Source organism: Sphingomonas faeni, from assembly GCF_003053745.1.
Classification (GTDB): domain Bacteria; phylum Pseudomonadota; class Alphaproteobacteria; order Sphingomonadales; family Sphingomonadaceae; genus Sphingomonas; species Sphingomonas faeni.
Genome location: NZ_QAYE01000006.1, coordinates 267633 through 285296, shown reverse-complemented (window position 1 = coordinate 285296; position 17664 = coordinate 267633). Strand labels below are relative to the sequence as shown.

Here is a 17664-nt window from a genome sequence, read left to right as displayed (position 1 = left end):
TCGCAGAGGGTGGAGATTTTCGCCAATTTCGCTATGGGGCGGCGATGCATTTTCTAGACCAAGCCAAGATCTACGTACGTTCGGGTGAGGGCGGCCCCGGTGCCGTCAGCTTCCGCCGCGAGAAATATATCGAATATGGCGGCCCCGACGGCGGCAATGGCGGCAAGGGCGGCGACATCGTGTTCGAATGCATCGCCGGCCTGAACACGCTGATCGACTTCCGCTACACGCAGCATTTCCGCGCGCCGCGCGGCTCGGGCGGGTCGGGTTCGAACCGCACCGGCGCGGGCGGCAAGGACCTCGTCATCCGCGTTCCGCTCGGCACGCAGGTGCTGTCCGAGGACAAGGAAGAGGTGCTGATCGACTTCACCGAAGTCGGCCAGCGCGAAGTGCTGTTCCGCGGCGGCGACGGCGGCCGCGGTAACGCGAGCTACAAGACCTCGACCAACCGCACCCCGCGCCAGCACGGCACCGGCTGGCCGTTCGGCGAGGCGTGGGTCTGGCTGCGGCTGAAGCTGCTCGCCGATGCAGGCCTCGTCGGGTTGCCGAATGCGGGCAAGTCGACCTTCATCAACCAGGTGACGAACGCGCAGGCCAAGGTCGGTGAATATGCCTTCACGACGACGCGGCCGCAGCTGGGCGTGGTGCGCCACAAGCAGCGCGAGTTCGTGGTCGCGGATATTCCGGGGCTGATCCAGGGTGCGGCCGAAGGTGCGGGGATCGGTGATCGGTTCCTCGGGCATATCGAGCGGTGCCGGGTGCTGCTGCATCTGGTCGATGCGAACGACCGTGACGTGGCCGAATCGTACCGGATCGTGCGCGACGAGCTGGAGAATTACGGCGAGGGGCTCACCGACAAGAAGGTGATCGTCGCGCTGAACAAGATCGACATGCTCGATCCTGAGCTGATCGCGGCGCTATCGGCGGAGCTGGCGGAAGCCAGCGGTGCCGAGGTGATGGCGATTTCGGGCGCGAGTGGCGCTGGCATCGAAGCAGTGCTGGACCAGCTGATCGAGGCGATCGGGCCGGCTCCCGGCGCGGCGAAGGAACTGGAAGAAGGCGAAGTGCCGGTCGCATGGTCGCCGCTCTGACGTCTTGCTTTGCCCTCTCCCCTGCGGGGAGAGGGTTGGGTGAGGGGCTGTTCCGGGCGGTACCGCTTGTGGCTGCCCCTCACCCCGGCCCTCTCCCCGACGGGGAGAGGGAGCAGTGATGTTTCCGCCTTCGTCTTGCGCGCGGCTGATCGTGAAGATCGGGTCGGCGTTGCTTGTCGATCCTGATGGGAGCGTTCGGCGGGAGTGGCTGACCGGTCTCGTTGCCGACATTGCTGATCGAACTGGTGAAGGCCAGCAGGTCGCTATCGTGTCGTCCGGCGCGATCGCCTTGGGCGCACGCCGGCTTGGTCTTTCGAAGGGCGGACGCGCCAGTCTCGAAGACGCGCAGGCCGCGGCTGCCACTGGCCAGATTGCGCTTAGCCAGGTCTGGGCCGAACTGCTGGCTGCGCAGGGGCTTAACGCGGCGCAGATCCTCGTCACGCTGGACGATCTCGAAGACCGCCGCCGCTATCTCAACGCCGCCGCGACGCTCAACCGGCTGTTGTCGCTGAAGGTCGTGCCCGTCATCAACGAGAACGACAGCGTTGCGACCGAGGAAATCCGGTTCGGCGATAACGACCGCCTTGCCGCGCGGGTCGCGCAGGCGGCCGGTGCGCAGGGCGTGATCCTGCTGTCCGATGTGGACGGGCTCTACACGGCCAATCCGCATACCGATCCATCCGCGACCCATATCGCCAGCGTGCCGCGGATCGACGCGGTGGCGGGGATGGCGGACGACGGGTCGGGCTCGGGGATGGGCTCGGGCGGGATGGCCTCGAAGATCGCGGCCGCGCGGATCGCGACGGGTGCGGGTATTCCGCTGGCTATCGCGTCGGGGCGGATTGAGCATCCGCTCTCCACCCCTGCCCGCCACACGATATTTACGGCCGAGCGGACGGCGTCTGCGCGGAAAGCCTGGCTGGCGGGGGGACTGACCGCGAAGGGTGCGATCCATGTCGATGCGGGAGCCGCGGCTGCGCTTGGACGGGGGCGGAGTTTGCTGGCGGCCGGCGCGACGCGGATCGACGGGGGTTTCACGCGGGGCGATCTGGTGACGATCGAAGGGCCCGACGGCACGGTCGCGCGGGGCCTTGCGGAGTATGATGCGGCGGATACCGCGCGCCTGCTTGGTCGCCATAGTGACGATCATGCGGCCATCCTTGGCTACGCTCCAAGATCCGCGCTGGTGCATCGCAATCATTTGGCGCTCGTATGATCGGCCGGGCCTTGTTCACCCGCGAAGGCGGGTGCCCAGCCTGGACACCCGCCTTCGCGGGTGAACATACTTCTTATGCTACCTCGGGAGCGCGGTCATGATGCTGGCTATCACCGGCGGCACCGGGTTCGTTGGCAGCCACCTGATCGATCACGCGCTCGAGACCGGGCACACCGTCCGCGCGCTCGCTCGGAAACCGCAGGCCAAGCGCATCGGCGTGACCTGGATCGAAGGCGCGCTTGATCGCCCGAAGAGCCTCGCGACGCTGGTCGACGGCGCGGACGTAGTCATCCACGTCGCCGGTGTCGTCAACGCCCCCGACCGGGCGGGCTTCGGCAAGGGCAACGTCGCCGGAACCGAAGGCATCCTTCAGGCGACGCGGGCGGCCGGCATCCGCCGCTTCGTCCACGTCTCCTCGCTCGCCGCGCGCGAGCCGACGCTGTCGAACTATGGCTGGTCGAAGGCCGAGGCGGAAACGCGCGTGCAGACGTCTGGGCTGGACTGGACGATCGTCCGCCCGCCCGCGATCTTCGGTCCGCGCGATCTTGATATCCTCGATCTCTTCAAGGCGGCGCGGTCTGGCTATCTGCCGATGCCGCCGGCCGGCACGCGCGTCTCGTTGCTGTACGTCGAGGACCTGACCGCGCTGCTGCTGGTGCTTGCCGAGAGTGCCGACGCGCCGTCGATCATGGAGCCCGACGACGGCGTGCCTAACGGCTGGGACAACCGCGACTTTGCGCGCGCGATCGGCGTGGCCGTGGGCAAGCCGGTCAAGGTCTTCTCGACGCCTCGGGCGCTCCTGAAGCTCGCGTCCGCCGCGGACCGCCTCGTCCGGCGTCGCAAGGCGAAGCTCACGCGCGACCGGGTGAGCTATTTCTGCCACCCCGACTGGGTCTCGCACAAGCCGCCGCCGGCCGCGCTGTGGACGCCGTCCGTCCCGACCCGCCAAGCGCTCGCGCAAACCGCGGCGTGGTATCGCGCCGCCGGGCTGCTATAGCGCCGAAAAGCCGCCGCAATTCCCTGTCAGGGATCGCTGCGACACCGAAGGGATTATCATGAGCGACCGCCAGCAGATCTACGACACCGTCACCGCGCAGATCGAGCCGTTCAACAAGAAGGGCGTTGCCCTCGCCGATGCGACGACGTTCCAGGGCGACCTGGAGTGGGACAGCCTGACCGTCATGGATTTCGTCGCCGCGATCGAGGACGAATTCGACATCATCATCACGATGAACATGCAGGCCGAGATCGAGACGGTCGGCCAGCTGGTCGACGCGGTCGCGAAGTTGAAGCAGGACTAATCAAAAATATCCCGTTCGTGGTGAGTAGGGACTGAGCATGGCGAAGGCCCGTATCGAACCACCTGCCCTTCGATACGCGTCTTCGGCTTCGCTCAGCCGCTACTCAGGACGAACGGAAATTTTCAAGGCCGAATGACGATGACCGAAGCCGCCACCACCGCCCACGCCCTCCCCGTCGACGCTCCGGAGGTCGCCCCCGAACGCGACCTGATGTCGAAATTCGACGCGCTGATCGCCGAACGCGAGGCGCTGATCGCCAGTGGCGTGCGCAATCCGTTCGCGATCGTGATGGACGAGGTGAAGGGGCCGACGCAGGCGGTAATCCGCGGCAAGGACACGATCCTGCTCGGCACGTACAATTACATGGGCATGACGTTCGACCCCGACGTCATCCAGGCGGGCAAGGACGCGCTCGACGCGTTCGGGTCGGGCACCAACGGCAGCCGGATGCTCAACGGCACGTTCCACGATCATATCGACGTCGAGCAAGCGCTCCGCGAATTCTACGACATGACCGGCGCGATTGTGTTCTCGACCGGGTACATGGCCAATCTCGGGATCATCTCGACGCTCGCCGGCAAGGGCGAATACGTCATCCTCGACGCCGACAGCCACGCGTCGATCTACGACGGCTGCAAGCAGGGCAATGCCGAGATCGTCCGCTTTCGTCACAACGACGTCACGGATCTCGACAAGCGCCTCGGCCGCCTGCCGAAGGAAGCCGGCAAGCTGGTGGTGCTCGAAGGCGTCTATTCGATGCTCGGCGACATCGCCCCGCTGAAGGAAATGGTCGCGGTCGCCAAGAAGCATGGCTGCATGGTGCTGGTCGACGAGGCGCATTCGATGGGGTTCTTCGGCCCCAACGGCCGCGGCGTGTACGAGGAGATGGGGCTGACCGACGAGGTCGATTTCGTCGTGGGGACGTTCTCGAAGTCGGTCGGCACGGTCGGCGGGTTCGTCGTGTCGAACCATCCGAAGTTCGAGATGGTGCGATTCGCCTGCCGCCCATACATCTTCACCGCGTCGCTGCCGCCGTCGGTGGTGGCGACCGCCGCCACATCGATCCGCAAGCTAATGACCGCGCACGACAAGCGCGCGCAGCTCTGGAAGAACGCACGCCGGCTGCACGGCGGGCTGAAGGCGATGGGCTTCAAGCTCGGCACCGAGACGTCCGACTCGGCGATCATCGCGGTGATCCTGACCGACCAGGAACAGGCGATCGCGATCTGGCAGTCGCTGCTCGAGGGGGGGCTGTACGTCAACATGGCGCGCCCGCCCGCGACGCCCGCGGGGACGTTCCTGCTGCGGTGTTCGCTGTGCGCTGAACATACCGACGAGCAGATCACGACGATCGTGGGCATGTTCGAGACCGCTGGCCGCGCCGTCGGTGTGATCGGCTGACGGTTTCCTCCCCCCGCGGGGGAGGAAACATCCGTGAAATGTTCGATCGGTACCGGCATTCCAGGTCATTGCGTGTGGGCAACGACGCGTTAGGATACCGGCCGTGACGCAAGACGAGGTCGAGACTGCGGCCCAGGGGGGCGGGGCGAGGTGGCGCATAGCCATGCTGGTCGTGATGGGCCTGCTCGGTGCTGCCGTGCTCATTGCGCTGATCGTGACGCTCGGCCACGCCAATCGCCAGCGCGATCGGGCACTCGAACTCCAGGCGCACAGCTATGACGTGATGATCCTCGCGCGGACGCTGTCCGGGACGATCGCGCGATCGGAGGCGTCGCTGGGGCGCTATGTCATCAGCGGCGACAAGCAGCTGGGTCAGCTGTATTTCGACGAGTGGCTGCTCGCGGGGACGCAGATCGACCGGCTCGACCAGATCACCAACGACAATCCCGAGCAGCAGCCGCGGGTCGACCGCCTCCGGGCTGCCTATGACGCGCGCGGGCGGGAATTGTCGCTGACGGCGCTCAACACGCGTTACGGCAAGAACGGCCAGGCGCTCGCACGCTATTACCAGGGGCGAAAGGCGCCGACGCTCATCGAGATCAACACGACGCTCGACACGCTGATCGCACGCGAGCGCGCGTTGTTGGACGACCGGACGGCGGCGGCCTTGGGGTCGGTCGAGCGATCGAGCTGGGTCGCAGGGGTGCTGGCGATATTCGGCGTGCTGATCGTGCTGGGCGCGATCCTGCTCGGCTGGTTCACGATCCGCGCGGTCGGCGAGCGGGCGACCGCGCTCGCCGATGCGGAGCTGGAACGCGAGCGCGCCGACGAGCTGACCACCGCGGTCGCCGCCGCCACCGCCGAACTGCGCGTGCAGGAGGCCAAGCTGCGCCAGATCCAGAAGATGGAGGCGGTCGGGCAGCTCACCGGTGGGATCGCGCACGACTTCAACAACATGCTGGCGGTGGTGCTGGGCGGTCTGGAACTGGCGCGCCGTAACCTCGCGAGCGATCCGGCCAGCGTCCGTCGTCATATCGACAGCGCGACCGAGGGCGCGAACCGGGCAGCGGCGCTGACCCGCCGGCTGCTCGCCTTCAGTCGCGAGGATTCGCTGAAGGCGGAGACGATCGACGCGGCGGCGCTGGTCTCCGGGATGTCGGACCTGCTCGACCGCACCTTGGGGGACGCGATCACCGTCATCGTGCGCGACGATGCCGCGGGCGGATGCGTCCGTGCCGACCGCGTCCAGCTGGAGAACGCGGTGCTGAACCTGGCGGTCAACGCGCGCGACGCGATGAACGGGCGCGGCACGCTGACCGTCGCGACCGGCACGACGACGCTAGCGGCAGAGCAGGTCGGGCGATGCGCGGCGGGCGACTACGTTACGATCATAGTCGGCGACGATGGCTGCGGGATGGCGCCCGATGTCGCCGAGCGCGTGTTCGAGCCGTTCTTCACCACCAAGGAAGTCGGCAAGGGCACAGGTCTGGGCCTCAGCCAGATCTTCGCGCTGGTCCAGCAGTTGCACGGCGAAGTCGGCATCGTTTCCGCACCGGGCAAAGGGACGACCGTCACACTCTATCTCCCGCGCGCCGCCGAGCTGGCCGCAATGCCCCTGCCGACCGTCCCGATCGCGATGGTCGAGCCGAGCGCGGCACCGACGATGCCCGAGACGTTGCAGATCCTGGTGGTCGAGGACGATCCGCGCGTGCTGGCGGCGACGACCGGCGCGCTGGAGGAAATCGGCCATCACCCGATCGCGTGCGACGATCCGCTTGCGGCGCCCGCGCTGCTGGCGGCGAACCCCGGGATCGGGCTGATCATTTCTGACGTGCTGATGCCGCGCCAGACCGGTCCGGAGATGATCGCCGCGCTCTCGCCGCTCTATCCGCACGTCGCGGTACTGTTCGTCACCGGGTTTGCCGGCGAAGTGAACGTCGCGCAGTTCGGCGGGCACGAGGTGTTGCGTAAACCCTTCACGCTCAACGGACTGGAGCGCGCGGTCATGACGGCGATGGCCACCGAGCGCCGCGAGACGAACCACCCGATCGCCGCGGAATGATCGTTCACTGATCCGTTGCGATTGAGGATGACGCCTCGCGCGTGCGCCCCTATACCCGCGCGACCCAGCATACCGAGCCCAACCCGCGCATGAAATCCATTGACCGCTACATGGCCCGGCTGATCGCGGTGCCGCTCTTTTCGACGCTGCTGATCGCCGTCATGCTGTTCGTGCTCGATCGCATGCTCGGGCTGTTCAATTTCGTCGCGACGCAAGGCGGCCCGATCAGCGTCGTGTGGCGGATGCTCGCCAATTTGCTGCCCGAATATCTGGGCTTGGGCATCCCGATCGGCCTGATGCTCGGTATCCTGCTCGCGTTCCGGCGGCTGTCGACCTCGTCCGAGCTCGACGTGCTGCGCGGTGTCGGGATGAGCTACAACCGGCTGCTGCGCGTGCCGTATATGTACACGATCGCACTGGCACTGCTGAACCTCGCGATCGTCGGCTATGTCCAGCCGATCGCGCGCTATTATTACGAGGGCCTGCGGTTCGAATTGCGCACGGGGGCACTCGGAGCATCGATCAAGGTCGGCGAGTTCACCAATCTCGGCAGCAAGATGACGCTGCGGATCGAGGAGAGCAAGGACAAGGGCCGCGAGCTGTCGGGCATCTTCGTCCACGCGCAGAGCCCGAACGGCGACTGGCTGGGCGTGACCGCGGAGAAGGGCAAGTTCCTCGCGACCGACGATCCCAACGTCATCATCTTCCGCCTCGCCAACGGCACGCTCGTCCACAACCGGCCAGAGTTCAAGACGCCGCGCGTGCTGACCTTCACCAGCCACGACCTGCCGATCAACTTGCCCAAGTTCGAGAGCTTCCGCGTCCGAGGCGGGCGCAATCTCGAATATACGCTGCCCGAACTCGCCAAGCAGGGTCAGCGCGGCAAGACGCTGGAGCAGCGCGACGGCAGCCGGTCGGAGTTCCACTTCCGGCTTGCCGAAGTCGCGACGATGTTCCTGTTGCCGCTGCTCGCGCTCGCGCTCGGTGTGCCGCCCAAACGATCCTCGTCCGCGCTCGGCGTGTTCCTGTCGATCGTGATGATCGTCACCTATCACAAGGTGAACCAATACGCCGCGGACGTCGGCGAGCTCGGACGGATCGACCCGATCATCGCGCTGTGGGTGCCGTTCACGATCTTCGCCGGGCTGATCCTGTGGATGTACTACACGATCGCCTATGTCCCCGGCGGGCAACCGATCGGTGCGCTGGAACGCGTCTTCTCGAAGACGTTCAAGGCGATCACCAAGCGTATTCCGGGCTTCCGTAAGAGCAAAGCCGCATGAACCTGATCAGCTTCTTCCCGTCGCGGACGGTCGCGATCTACATGGGACGGATGTTCCTAGTGCGGACGTTCGCGGTGCTCGCCGCGCTCGTGCTGGTGCTCCAGGCGCTCGACCTGCTGAGCAACTCCGGCGACATCTTGGCGTTTCCCGGCAATGGCGATGCGCAGATCTGGCAGTATGTCGGATTGCGCGTGCCGCAGATCATATCGCGGTTCCTGCCGTTCTCGGTCCTGCTCGGCACCATCCTGACGCTGATCACGATGAACCAGAACAGCGAGATCGTCGCGCTGAAGGGCTCCGGCCTGTCCGCGCATCAGGTGCTCGCGCCATTGCTGGTCGCGAGCCTGGGTGTCGCGGTGATCAGCTTCGTGTTCAACGACCGCGTGGTGGCGCGCGCGACGGCAACGCTGAACCAGTGGCAGAAAGTGAATTACGGCAAGCTGCCGATCGATCGCGGCGACCGGGCCAACGTATGGGTGCGCGACGGCGACGACCTGATCGAGGTGGCGCAGATTCGCGGGCGCGGCGATGCGACGCGGCTTGGCGGCATCACGCTGTACGATCGCACCGGCGGCAACCTCGTCGCGATCTTGCGCGCGGATCACGGCAGGCGCGTCGCGAACGGCTGGGAGGTGAGCCCTGCAAACCGGTTCGACGTAAAGAGCGGCACCGTCCGCCCCCTGGGCGCGGTGGTGATCGCGAAGGAGGTGCGGCCCGACCAGTTCACGCTGGCGAGCGTCGATGCGGACGGGCTGTCGTTCGGCGCCCTGAAGTCGGCGATCGCCGACCTGTCCGATGCGGGACGTCCGACCAAGGCGCTCGAGGGGTCGTTGTGGCACAAGCTGTCGGGGCCACTGTCGTCCGTGCTGATGCCGCTGTTGGGCGCGGTCGCGGCGTTCGGGATCGCGCGATCGGGCAAGCTGTTCGTCCGCGCGGTGATCGGCATGGGACTCGGCTTCGCGTTCTTCGTCGCGGACAATTTTGCGCTCGCGATGGGCAATCTTGGCGCCTACCCGCCGTTCCTTGCCGCCTGGGCGCCGTTCCTGCTGTTCTTCTTCATCGGCGAGGCGGTGCTGATCCGGTCGGAGGAATAGGGCTCGGGCGGTCGATCGGACCCTTTCACGACTCCGCCGCCATCCCTATCTGCTGGTTCGAACAACCCTCGGAGCAAGCATGAAATACCTCCACACGATGATCCGCGTGACCGACCCGGCGAAGACGATCGCGTTCTTCGAGACGCTGGGCCTGAAGGAGGTCCGCCGGATGGAGAACGAGAAGGGGCGATTCACGCTGATCTTCCTGTCGGTTCCCGGCGACGAGGGCGCCGAGGTCGAGTTGACGCATAATTGGGATCCCGAGGAATATGGCGAGGGTCGCAACTTCGGTCACCTCGCCTACCGCGTCGACAACATCTACGACACGTGCCAGCGGCTGATGGATTCGGGCGTGACGATCAACCGGCCGCCGCGCGACGGGCACATGGCGTTCGTGCGGACCCCCGACAACATCTCGATCGAGCTGTTGCAGGCCGATGGCGCGCTCGATCCCGCCGAGCCTTGGGCGTCGATGCCCAATACCGGCAAGTGGTGACACGCTGATGCTCGATATCGTCCGCGTGCCGGTGCTGGCCGACAATTACGCCTGGTTGATCCACGACACCGTCTCGGGCGAGACGGTGGTGGTCGATCCGGGCGAGGCGGGCCCGGTGATCGCCGCTGCCAAGAAGCGCGACTGGCGGATCGACCGGGTGTGGACGACGCACTGGCATCCCGATCACACTGGCGGCAACGCCGAGATGAAGGCGTATGGCGCCACCGTCGTCGGTCCGGCGGCGGAAGCGGACAAGATCCCGACGCTCGACGAGCAGGTCGGCGAAGGCGATGTCGTCCGGCTTGGCGCGCACGAGGCGACCGTGATGACGGTGCCGGGGCATACCCAGGGGCATATCGCGTTCCACTTTGCCGACGACGCGGCGATCTTCACCGGGGATACGCTGTTCGCGATGGGGTGTGGGCGGCTGTTCGAGGGGACGCCGGCGGACATGTTCGCGAACATGCAGCGCTATGCGCAGCTGTCGGACGAGACCGAGGTGTTCTGCGGGCATGAATATACGCAGAGCAACGGGCGCTATGCGCTGGTTGCCGAGCCCGACAATGCGGACATCGTCGCGCGGATGGTCGAGGTCGATGCGTTGCGCGCCAAGGGTGAGCCTACTGTGCCGACGACGATCGGGCGCGAGCGGGCGACCAACCCGTTTCTGAGGGCGACGTCGGTCGAGCAGCTTGCGGGCTATCGTGCGGCGAAGGATGCGTTTCGCGGATAAAGAGCGCATGAGGGTGGCGGGGATTTTGAGGAGCGTTGCGATGCGTATGCGGACCCTGCCACTCTTGATGCTGCCGGCGCTCTTGTTGCCCGCGATGACATTGGGCGCGTGTACGCAGACCCAGGCGGAGGTCGAGCGCGCGCAGGTCCGCGAGGCGGGCGTGCAGGAGAAGCTGGCGAAGGAACTCGCCGGGCTGGTTCCGGGCAAGCCTGAGACGTGCATCAGCCAGTTTCCGCAGAAACAGAGCTCGGGCTACGGCGCGACGATCCTGTACCGGGTGAATAGCGGGCTCGTGTACCGCAGCGATACCGTCGGCGGATGTGAGGGGATCGCGCGCGGCGATATCCTCGTAACGCGGACGCCAAGCGGGCAGCTGTGCCGCGGCGACATTGCGCAGACGTTCGACCAGGCCTCGCGCTTCCCGACCGGGAGTTGCAGCTTCGGCGACTTCGTCCCGTATCGGAAGCCTTGATGCGCGGGACGGTTCTAGCGGCGGTGGCGCTGTTTACCGTGGGGATGCTCGGGGCGGGCAAGTCCGACCCGCTGGCCGGGCGGATTGCGGGAGCGCCGGTGCGGTGCATCGACTTTCAACAGCTCAACGGGCCTGAGATCGTCGATTCGCAGACGATCCTGTATCGGCAGTCGGGCAAGCGGATCTGGAAGACCGGGCCGGTCGGTGAGTGCGCTTCGTTGCGACCGCTCGATACGTTGATCGTCGATGTTTATGGCGGGCAATTGTGCCGGAACGATCGGTTTCGGACGGTGTCGGTCGGTATGTCGATTCCGTCGGGGTATTGCCGGTTTCGGGATTTCACGCCGTATGACAAGGTGACGAAGTAGGGAGAGGCTGTCTGCTAACCCACCCCGGCGGAGGCCGGGGCCCAATTGAGGGACGGTGGTGACAACCGCAGCGCTCCGTTACTACGACCTTTCCAATTGGGCCCCGGCCTTCGCCGGGGTGGTGCTCAAAGGTAGCGCCATTCCCCTCCGTCATCCTGACGAAAGTCAGGATCCAGGGTTACTCAGGGCAACGTGCGTGGCTCTGGATCCTGACTTTCGTCAGGATGACGGAAGGGCGGGCTCAGTCTTCGAACACGGCGGCGCGCTTTTCCATGTTCGCGCGGACCTGCTCGACCTGGTTGGGGGTGCGGATGACCTTCAGCTGCTCTTCGGTTTCGGCGTGGAGTACCGCCACCGCATCGGCATCCGCAGCAAGGTTGTAGAGCGCCTTCGAGCCGCGGATCGCGTGGGGATTCCTTCCCGCGATCTCGCGGGCGAGCATCATCGCCTCGCCGAGTGGGTCTTCTGACAGCCGCGTGACGAAGCCGTGGCGCAACGCCTCCGCGCCATCGAACTCGCGGGCGGTGTAAGTCAGTTCGCGCAGCACGTCGTCGCGGGCGAGCGTGCGCCAGAGGGCGATGCCGGCCATGTCGGGGACCAGGCCCCAGTAGGTTTCGCGGATCGCGAAGCGGGCTTGCGGGTGCGCGATGCGGATGTCGGCGCCGGACATGATCTGGAAGCCGCCGCCGAACGCGACGCCGTGGACTGCGGCGATCACGGGCATTGGCAAGGTGCGCCAACCCCACGCGACCTGCTGGACGAGGTTCGCGCCCTCCTCGGTCCGGTCGCCGAGCGCCAACCCGGAGCCACCGTTCGCCATCGATGCCATGTCGAGGCCGGCGCAGAACGCCTTGCCTTCGCCGGACAGGACGACGCAGCGGACTTCGGCCATCCCCTTGAGCCGGTCGATCGCGGCGGCGATGCCTTCGAACATCGCCGGGTCGATCGCGTTCATCTTGTCGGCGCGCGCGAGGCGGACGTCGGCGATGCCGTCGGTGACGGTGATGGTAACCCGGTCGTTCATAGTGGCGATCCTCTCGATCTTTGCAGCGACGCTAACCGGCCCTGCCCTCCCCCGCAATGTTGCGCGCGGCCACCCGGCGTGTAGAGGCGGGCAATGGCTGGTTTTGATCCACAATGGTTTGCGACGCGCGGGTTCGGCGGGCACGGTGCCGCGCTGGGGATGCGCTATCACGCGCATGGCGACGACTGGGCGGAGCTTTCGCTGCCGTATGACGAACGGCTGATCGGCGACCGCGCGAGCGGCGTGATCGCGTCGGGGCCGATCATCACGATGATGGACATGGCGACGAGCCTCGCGATCTGGATCAAGCGCAAGGCGTTCGTGCCGCACGCGACGCTCGACCTGCGGGTCGATTACCTGCGGCCGGCGACTCCGGGAAAGACGGTGATCGGCCGTGGCGAATGCTACCGGATCACGCGCTCGATCGCGTTCGTGCGCGGGCAGGCGCATGACGGCGACCCGGGCGATCCGCTGGCGCATGTCGCGGGGACGTTCATGGTGGTGGGCGACGTCGCCGGCATGGGTCTCAACCGACGGATCGAGGCATGACGATCGGTTTGCCTCCCTATGCGGAGATTCTCCGCGTGTCGGTCGAAGCCGAGGACGGCGCGCCACCGGTGTTGCTGATGCCGTTTGCCGATGACGTGCTGGGGCGGCCGGGGTTCCTGCATGGCGGTGCGATCTCGGGGTTGCTGGAGATGGCGGCTATCGCGGCTTTGCAGCATGCGTTGGAAGCCGAGGGTGGCGGGCGGATCAAGCCGGTGAACGTTACCGTCGATTTCATGCGGGGTGGCCGGGACAAGCCTACGCGGGCGGCGGGCGTAGTGACGCGGTTGGGGAACCGGGTGGCTAATGTCGAGGCGACCGCGTGGCAGGACGAGCGCGACAAACCGATTGCCGCGGCACGGATGAATTACCTGATCGTGCGGGACTAGCGCATTTCTGCCCCCCTTCCGCTTGCGGGAGGGGTCGGGGGAGGGGCGCGCCTGATGGACCGGACGCCAGTACGTACGTCGTGCCCTCCCCTAACCCCTCCCGCAAGCGGGAGGGGAATTTAGGTTACTTCGCGGTCAGTTTGATCAGGCGACCTTGTGAGTCGCCGCCGTCTTCCAGCACCCAGATCGCGCCGTCGGGGCCTTGTTCGACTTCGCGAATCCTTGCTCCCATGTCCCATTGGTCGCCCTTGGCCGCGTTGGTACCGGTAAGGTGGACACGGACGAGGGACTTCGAGGACAGACCGCCGATGAACGCGTCGCCCTTCCACTGCGGGAACATGCTGCCCGAATAGATCATCAGGCCGCCGGGGGAGATTACCGGGTTCCAGAACACCTTAGGCGGCTCGTAACCGTCACCAGGCTTGTGATCGGGAATGTCGGTGCCGTCGTAGTTGCTGCCGTTCGAGGCGTTGGGCCAGCCATAGTTGAGGCCGGGCTTGATGAGATTGACCTCGTCGCCGCCCTTGGGGCCCATCTCCTGCTCCCAGAGATTGCCCTGCGCGTCGAACGCGAGCCCAAGCAGGTTGCGGTGGCCGTAGCTCCAGATCTCGGGCGCGAAACCCTTTGCGACGAGCGGGTTGCCGGGGGCGGGCTTGCCGTCGAGCGTGAGGCGGAGGACCTTGCCGAGCGTCATCTTCGGGTCCTGCGCAGGCGTGAATTTTTGGCGCTCGCCATTGGTGAAGAACAGGTATTTGCCGTCGGGCGAGAACGCTATGCGGCCGGAATAATGGCCATTGCCCTCGACGAATGGCCGCGCGCTGAACAACGCTTCGATCTCGCCAAGACTCTGGCCGCCGCCACCATCCGGACGTAGGCGACCGCGTGCGAGGACGACGCCCTTGCCGCCCTCGCCCGCGGTCGAATAGCTGAAATAGACGCGCTGGCTGGTCGCGAAGTCGGGCGCGAGGACGACGTCCATCAAGCCGCCCTGCCCGGCCGAATCGACGGTGAGCGTCGCGACGGTCTGGCGCGACTTGCCGTCGGCGGAGACGAGCAGCATCTGGCCCTTCTTTTCGGTCACCAGCATGCGCTTGTCGGGCAGGAACGTCATCGCCCAGGGCGAATCGAAATCGGCGACCACCGTCTCCTTGAATGGCTTCCCCGCCGCGGCCGGTTGCGCGGAACAAGCGGTCGAGGCGAGCAGCGTGGTTGTCAGCAACCCAGTGGCGAACAGCGTTTTGCGAATCATGATCTTCTCCCGGAAATCCCTGCGCTAACGCAGCGTACTAAACGAAGGTTGCTCCCGCTTGCAGAGCAGCGCCACCCCGCGTATAGAGGCACCACTTCTCTACATCGCCAGATGAAGAGGCTGCGGGGCTTGCTCCGCGGCGGCAATCACCTGTGCTTTGGCCCTGTTTGGAATTTCGATGGCGAATATCGCCCTGCTGACCGACCTGATCGAACCCGAGGCGACCGCGCTCGGCCTCAGCCTCGTGCGCGTGCGCATGCAGGGCGGCAAGTCCGATCCGACGTTGCAGGTGATGGCCGAGCGCCCCGACACCCGCCAGCTGGTGATCGAGGATTGCGCCGAGCTGTCGCGCCGCATCTCCGACAAGTTCGATGCGCTCGAAGCCGAGGGCAAGGACCCGGTCGGCGAGGACGCGTATCGTCTCGAAGTATCGAGCCCCGGTATCGATCGTCCGCTGACCCGGCTCCAGGACTTCGCAGACTGGGAAGGCCAGGAGGCGCGCATTCGCCTCGTCGAGCCGTTCGAGGACCGCAAGCAGATTTCGGGCAATCTGATGGGCGTCGAGGGGACGAAGATCACCGTCGACGTCAACAAGCACAAGCTCATGACGATCGACTTTTCGCAAGTCGCCGACGCCAAGCTCGTCATGACCGACCGTCTCATCGCCGCGACCGCGCCGCTTTCCACCGAAGGCGCGGACGAGGTTTTCTATCAAGATACGCCCACCGATGAGCCCGATGCTCACGAGGCCGACACCGAAGAAGGACAGCATTGATGGCCACGGCAGTCACCGCAAACCGCGCGGAACTGATCGCGATCGCGAATTCGGTCGCGTCGGAGAAGATGATCGACAAGGCGATCGTGATCGAGGCGATGGAGGACGCGATCCAGCGCGCCGCCCGCTCGCGCTACGGCGCCGAGAACGACATCCGCGCGAAGCTCGATCCGAACACCGGCGATCTGCGCTTGTGGCGCGTCGTCGAAGTGGTCGAGGCGGTCGACGATTATTTCAAGCAGGTCGACGTCAAGGGCGCGCAGAAGCTCCAGAAGGACGCAGCACTCGGCGACTTCATCGTCGATCCGCTGCCTCCGATCGAGTTCGGCCGCATCGCCGCACAGGCCGCCAAGCAGGTCATCTTCCAGAAGGTCCGCGACGCCGAGCGCGAGCGACAGTTCGAAGAGTATAAGGACCGCGCGGGCGAGATCATCACCGGCGTCGTCAAGCGCGTCGAGTTCGGCCATGTCGTCGTCGACCTGGGTCGCGCCGAGGGCGTCATCCGTCGCGACGCGCAGATCCCGCGCGAAGTGGTGCGCGTCAACGACCGCATTCGCTCGCTGATCCTGAACGTCCGCCGCGAGAACCGTGGGCCGCAGATTTTCCTCAGCCGAGCGCATCCAGACTTCATGAAGAAGCTGTTCGCGCAGGAAGTGCCCGAGATCTACGACGGCATCATCGAGATCAAGGCCGCGGCCCGCGATCCGGGTTCGCGCGCGAAGATCGGCGTCATCTCGCATGATTCGAGCATCGATCCGGTCGGTGCGTGCGTCGGAATGAAGGGCTCGCGCGTCCAGGCCGTCGTGCAGGAAATGCAGGGCGAGAAGATCGACATCATCCCCTGGTCGCCCGACATCGCGACTTTCGTCGTCAACGCGTTGCAGCCGGCGTCGGTGTCGCGCGTCGTAATCGACGAGGAGGAAGAGCGTATCGAGGTGGTCGTTCCCGATGACCAGCTTTCGCTGGCGATCGGCCGTCGTGGCCAGAACGTGCGGCTCGCGTCGCAGCTGACCGGCAAGGCGATCGACATCCTCACCGAGGCGGATGCGTCGGAGAAGCGCCAGAAGGACTTCGTCGAGCGCTCGGCGATGTTCGAGAAGGAGCTCGACGTCGACGAGACGCTCGCGCAGCTGCTGGTCGCCGAAGGGTTCACGAACCTGGAGGAGGTCGCGTATGTCGAGGTCGAGGAGATCGCCGGCATCGAGGGCTTCGACGAGGATCTGGCGGGCGAGCTGCAGAACCGTGCGACCGAGGCGCTCGAGCGTCGCGACGCTGCGAGCCGCGAGGAGCGTACCGCGCTTGGAGTCGAGGACGCGTTGGCCGGCATGCCGTATCTCAACGAGGCGATGCTGGTCACGCTCGGCAAGGCGGGCATCAAGACGCTCGACGACCTCGCAGATCTCGCGACCGACGAGCTGGTCGAGAAGAAGCGCGTCGAGCCACGCCGTCGCAATGAAGATGCGCCGAAGCGGCCCGAGCCCAAGGGCGGGATTCTCGCGGAATATGGCCTGAGCGACGAACAGGGCAACGAGATCATCATGGCCGCTCGCGCGCACTGGTTCGAGGACGAGGCTCCGGAGGCTTCGGCCGACGACGTCGAAGCGGACGAAACCCCGGTGGAAGAGGCTTCGGCTGACGACGCCGTGGTCGAGGACGCTGCGACTGAAGAGACGACGGCCGACGAAGCCGTGGTTGAGGACGCTTCGGCTGATGACGTTGTGGTCGAGGACGCTGCGGACAAGACCGACACGAAGAACGAGGGCGACAAGGCCTGATGCCCTTCGTCAGCATCCGCATCTCGGGGTCCGCCACCAAGGACCAGAAGTCCGGCATCGTCGCCGACGTCACCCAGTCGCTCGTGCAGCGGCTGGGAAAGAACCCGGCTGCGGTGCAGATCGTGATCGAAGAGGTCTCGACCGAGAATTACGGCGCGGGCGGCCAGCTCCTGGTCGACCGCGACGCTCCGAAGACGACTCCAGCGCAGGAGGACGCACATGCGGAACCCTCCCGATGAGGCGCTAGGCGCTACCGAAACCCTGCCTTCCTCCCCTCCCGCAAGCGGGAGGGGACCGAGGGGTGGGCGCCCGGCTTCGGCCAAGGGCGACGCTTCGGCCAAATCTCACGCGTCCAAGGCTAAGGCTAAGGGCAGCAATGGAGGTGAGCG

General features: G+C 66.0%; 19 protein-coding genes. 17 read left to right on the top strand and 2 right to left on the bottom strand.

Annotation, left to right across the window (positions count from 1 at the left end; genetic code table 11):
* Nucleotides 1–44: 44 nt before the first annotated feature.
* The 12 genes from obgE to C8J25_RS12825 all read left to right on the top strand — a co-directional run bounded on the left by obgE (nt 45) and on the right by C8J25_RS12825 (nt 11517).
* Entirely contained in the window at nt 45–1091 is a 1047-nt protein-coding gene (obgE, locus tag C8J25_RS12880; RefSeq protein ID WP_056055836.1) for a GTPase ObgE, read from the top strand.
* 118 nt (nt 1092–1209) lie between these two features.
* The gene (gene proB / locus C8J25_RS12875) at nt 1210–2307 is read left to right on the top strand and encodes a glutamate 5-kinase (RefSeq protein WP_107954767.1); all 1098 of its coding nucleotides are present in this window, start codon (nt 1210–1212) and stop codon (nt 2305–2307) included.
* Between the two features lie 97 nt (nt 2308–2404).
* Nucleotides 2405–3304, top strand: a complete 900-nt coding sequence (locus C8J25_RS12870; protein ID WP_107954766.1) for an NAD-dependent epimerase/dehydratase family protein — start codon at nt 2405–2407, stop codon at nt 3302–3304.
* A 58-nt stretch (nt 3305–3362) separates the two neighbouring features.
* Nucleotides 3363–3608, top strand: a complete 246-nt coding sequence (locus C8J25_RS12865; RefSeq protein WP_107954765.1) for an acyl carrier protein — start codon at nt 3363–3365, stop codon at nt 3606–3608.
* A 138-nt stretch (nt 3609–3746) separates the two neighbouring features.
* Complete coding sequence (gene spt, locus C8J25_RS12860) at nt 3747–5009, top strand: serine palmitoyltransferase (RefSeq protein WP_107954822.1); 1263 nt, start codon at nt 3747–3749, stop codon at nt 5007–5009.
* Between the two features lie 163 nt (nt 5010–5172).
* Complete coding sequence (locus C8J25_RS12855; RefSeq protein ID WP_107954764.1) at nt 5173–7071, top strand: ATP-binding protein; 1899 nt, start codon at nt 5173–5175, stop codon at nt 7069–7071.
* A gap of 89 nt (nt 7072–7160) precedes the next feature.
* Nucleotides 7161–8354 carry an LPS export ABC transporter permease LptF gene (lptF, locus tag C8J25_RS12850; protein ID WP_207897156.1) on the top strand — a complete coding sequence of 398 codons (1194 nt, stop codon included), beginning with the start codon at nt 7161–7163 and terminating at the stop codon, nt 8352–8354.
* On the top strand, nt 8351–9448 hold the full coding sequence (gene lptG, locus C8J25_RS12845; protein WP_107954763.1) for an LPS export ABC transporter permease LptG: 1098 nt from the start codon (nt 8351–8353) through the stop codon (nt 9446–9448). Before lptF ends, lptG begins: the two co-directional genes overlap by 4 nt.
* Before the next feature lie 79 nt (nt 9449–9527).
* Entirely contained in the window at nt 9528–9944 is a 417-nt protein-coding gene (locus C8J25_RS12840) for a VOC family protein (protein ID WP_093398802.1), read from the top strand.
* 7 nt (nt 9945–9951) lie between these two features.
* Nucleotides 9952–10677, top strand: coding sequence for a hydroxyacylglutathione hydrolase (gene gloB, locus C8J25_RS12835; protein ID WP_107954762.1), 726 nt, complete (start codon nt 9952–9954; stop codon nt 10675–10677).
* A 40-nt stretch (nt 10678–10717) separates the two neighbouring features.
* On the top strand, nt 10718–11149 hold the full coding sequence (locus C8J25_RS12830; protein WP_244187065.1) for a hypothetical protein: 432 nt from the start codon (nt 10718–10720) through the stop codon (nt 11147–11149).
* Nucleotides 11149–11517, top strand: coding sequence for a hypothetical protein (locus C8J25_RS12825; protein WP_107954761.1), 369 nt, complete (start codon nt 11149–11151; stop codon nt 11515–11517). The genes C8J25_RS12830 and C8J25_RS12825 overlap by 1 nt, the downstream gene beginning before the upstream one ends.
* 241 nt (nt 11518–11758) lie before the next feature.
* On the opposite strand, the gene C8J25_RS12820 is transcribed toward C8J25_RS12825, so the two are convergent.
* Nucleotides 11759–12541: a crotonase/enoyl-CoA hydratase family protein gene (locus C8J25_RS12820; RefSeq protein WP_107954760.1), complete on the bottom strand. Its 783-nt coding sequence runs from the start codon at nt 12539–12541 to the stop codon at nt 11759–11761.
* A gap of 93 nt (nt 12542–12634) precedes the next feature.
* On the opposite strand from C8J25_RS12820, the gene C8J25_RS12815 reads away from it, so the two are divergent.
* Both C8J25_RS12815 and C8J25_RS12810 read left to right on the top strand, forming a co-directional pair.
* The gene (locus C8J25_RS12815; RefSeq protein WP_107954759.1) at nt 12635–13090 is read left to right on the top strand and encodes a PaaI family thioesterase; all 456 of its coding nucleotides are present in this window, start codon (nt 12635–12637) and stop codon (nt 13088–13090) included.
* Nucleotides 13087–13476: a PaaI family thioesterase gene (locus C8J25_RS12810; RefSeq protein ID WP_107954758.1), complete on the top strand. Its 390-nt coding sequence runs from the start codon at nt 13087–13089 to the stop codon at nt 13474–13476. Before C8J25_RS12815 ends, C8J25_RS12810 begins: the two co-directional genes overlap by 4 nt.
* Before the next feature lie 124 nt (nt 13477–13600).
* On the opposite strand, the gene C8J25_RS12800 is transcribed toward C8J25_RS12810, so the two are convergent.
* The gene (locus C8J25_RS12800) at nt 13601–14725 is read right to left on the bottom strand and encodes a PQQ-dependent sugar dehydrogenase (RefSeq protein ID WP_107954756.1); all 1125 of its coding nucleotides are present in this window, start codon (nt 14723–14725) and stop codon (nt 13601–13603) included.
* 178 nt (nt 14726–14903) lie between these two features.
* Here C8J25_RS12800 and rimP point away from each other — a divergent pair, with 178 nt between their 5' ends.
* The 3 genes from rimP to C8J25_RS12785 are packed head-to-tail and all read left to right on the top strand — an operon-like array spanning nt 14904 to nt 17514.
* Nucleotides 14904–15500 carry a ribosome maturation protein RimP gene (gene rimP / locus C8J25_RS12795; protein WP_056065919.1) on the top strand — a complete coding sequence of 199 codons (597 nt, stop codon included), beginning with the start codon at nt 14904–14906 and terminating at the stop codon, nt 15498–15500.
* On the top strand, nt 15500–17275 hold the full coding sequence (gene nusA / locus C8J25_RS12790) for a transcription termination factor NusA (protein ID WP_167397716.1): 1776 nt from the start codon (nt 15500–15502) through the stop codon (nt 17273–17275). Before rimP ends, nusA begins: the two co-directional genes overlap by 1 nt.
* Nucleotides 17275–17514, top strand: coding sequence for a tautomerase family protein (locus C8J25_RS12785; protein WP_055881134.1), 240 nt, complete (start codon nt 17275–17277; stop codon nt 17512–17514). Before nusA ends, C8J25_RS12785 begins: the two co-directional genes overlap by 1 nt.
* Nucleotides 17515–17664: the final 150 nt, after the last annotated feature.

Excerpts from the sequence above, each read along its gene's own strand:
- obgE (WP_056055836.1), top strand. The coding sequence starts at position 45 with ATGCATTTTCTAGACCAAGCCAAGATCTACGTACGTTCGGGTGAGGGC.
- proB (WP_107954767.1), top strand. The coding sequence starts at position 1,210 with ATGTTTCCGCCTTCGTCTTGCGCGCGGCTGATCGTGAAGATCGGGTCG.
- C8J25_RS12870 (WP_107954766.1), top strand. The coding sequence starts at position 2,405 with ATGATGCTGGCTATCACCGGCGGCACCGGGTTCGTTGGCAGCCACCTG.
- C8J25_RS12865 (WP_107954765.1), top strand. The coding sequence starts at position 3,363 with ATGAGCGACCGCCAGCAGATCTACGACACCGTCACCGCGCAGATCGAG.
- spt (WP_107954822.1), top strand. The coding sequence starts at position 3,747 with ATGACCGAAGCCGCCACCACCGCCCACGCCCTCCCCGTCGACGCTCCG.
- C8J25_RS12855 (WP_107954764.1), top strand. The coding sequence starts at position 5,173 with ATGCTGGTCGTGATGGGCCTGCTCGGTGCTGCCGTGCTCATTGCGCTG.
- lptF (WP_207897156.1), top strand. The coding sequence starts at position 7,161 with ATGAAATCCATTGACCGCTACATGGCCCGGCTGATCGCGGTGCCGCTC.
- lptG (WP_107954763.1), top strand. The coding sequence starts at position 8,351 with ATGAACCTGATCAGCTTCTTCCCGTCGCGGACGGTCGCGATCTACATG.
- C8J25_RS12840 (WP_093398802.1), top strand. The coding sequence starts at position 9,528 with ATGAAATACCTCCACACGATGATCCGCGTGACCGACCCGGCGAAGACG.
- gloB (WP_107954762.1), top strand. The coding sequence starts at position 9,952 with ATGCTCGATATCGTCCGCGTGCCGGTGCTGGCCGACAATTACGCCTGG.
- C8J25_RS12830 (WP_244187065.1), top strand. The coding sequence starts at position 10,718 with ATGCGTATGCGGACCCTGCCACTCTTGATGCTGCCGGCGCTCTTGTTG.
- C8J25_RS12825 (WP_107954761.1), top strand. The coding sequence starts at position 11,149 with ATGCGCGGGACGGTTCTAGCGGCGGTGGCGCTGTTTACCGTGGGGATG.
- C8J25_RS12820 (WP_107954760.1), bottom strand. The coding sequence starts at position 12,541 with ATGAACGACCGGGTTACCATCACCGTCACCGACGGCATCGCCGACGTC.
- C8J25_RS12815 (WP_107954759.1), top strand. The coding sequence starts at position 12,635 with ATGGCTGGTTTTGATCCACAATGGTTTGCGACGCGCGGGTTCGGCGGG.
- C8J25_RS12810 (WP_107954758.1), top strand. The coding sequence starts at position 13,087 with ATGACGATCGGTTTGCCTCCCTATGCGGAGATTCTCCGCGTGTCGGTC.
- C8J25_RS12800 (WP_107954756.1), bottom strand. The coding sequence starts at position 14,725 with ATGATTCGCAAAACGCTGTTCGCCACTGGGTTGCTGACAACCACGCTG.
- rimP (WP_056065919.1), top strand. The coding sequence starts at position 14,904 with ATGGCGAATATCGCCCTGCTGACCGACCTGATCGAACCCGAGGCGACC.
- nusA (WP_167397716.1), top strand. The coding sequence starts at position 15,500 with ATGGCCACGGCAGTCACCGCAAACCGCGCGGAACTGATCGCGATCGCG.
- C8J25_RS12785 (WP_055881134.1), top strand. The coding sequence starts at position 17,275 with ATGCCCTTCGTCAGCATCCGCATCTCGGGGTCCGCCACCAAGGACCAG.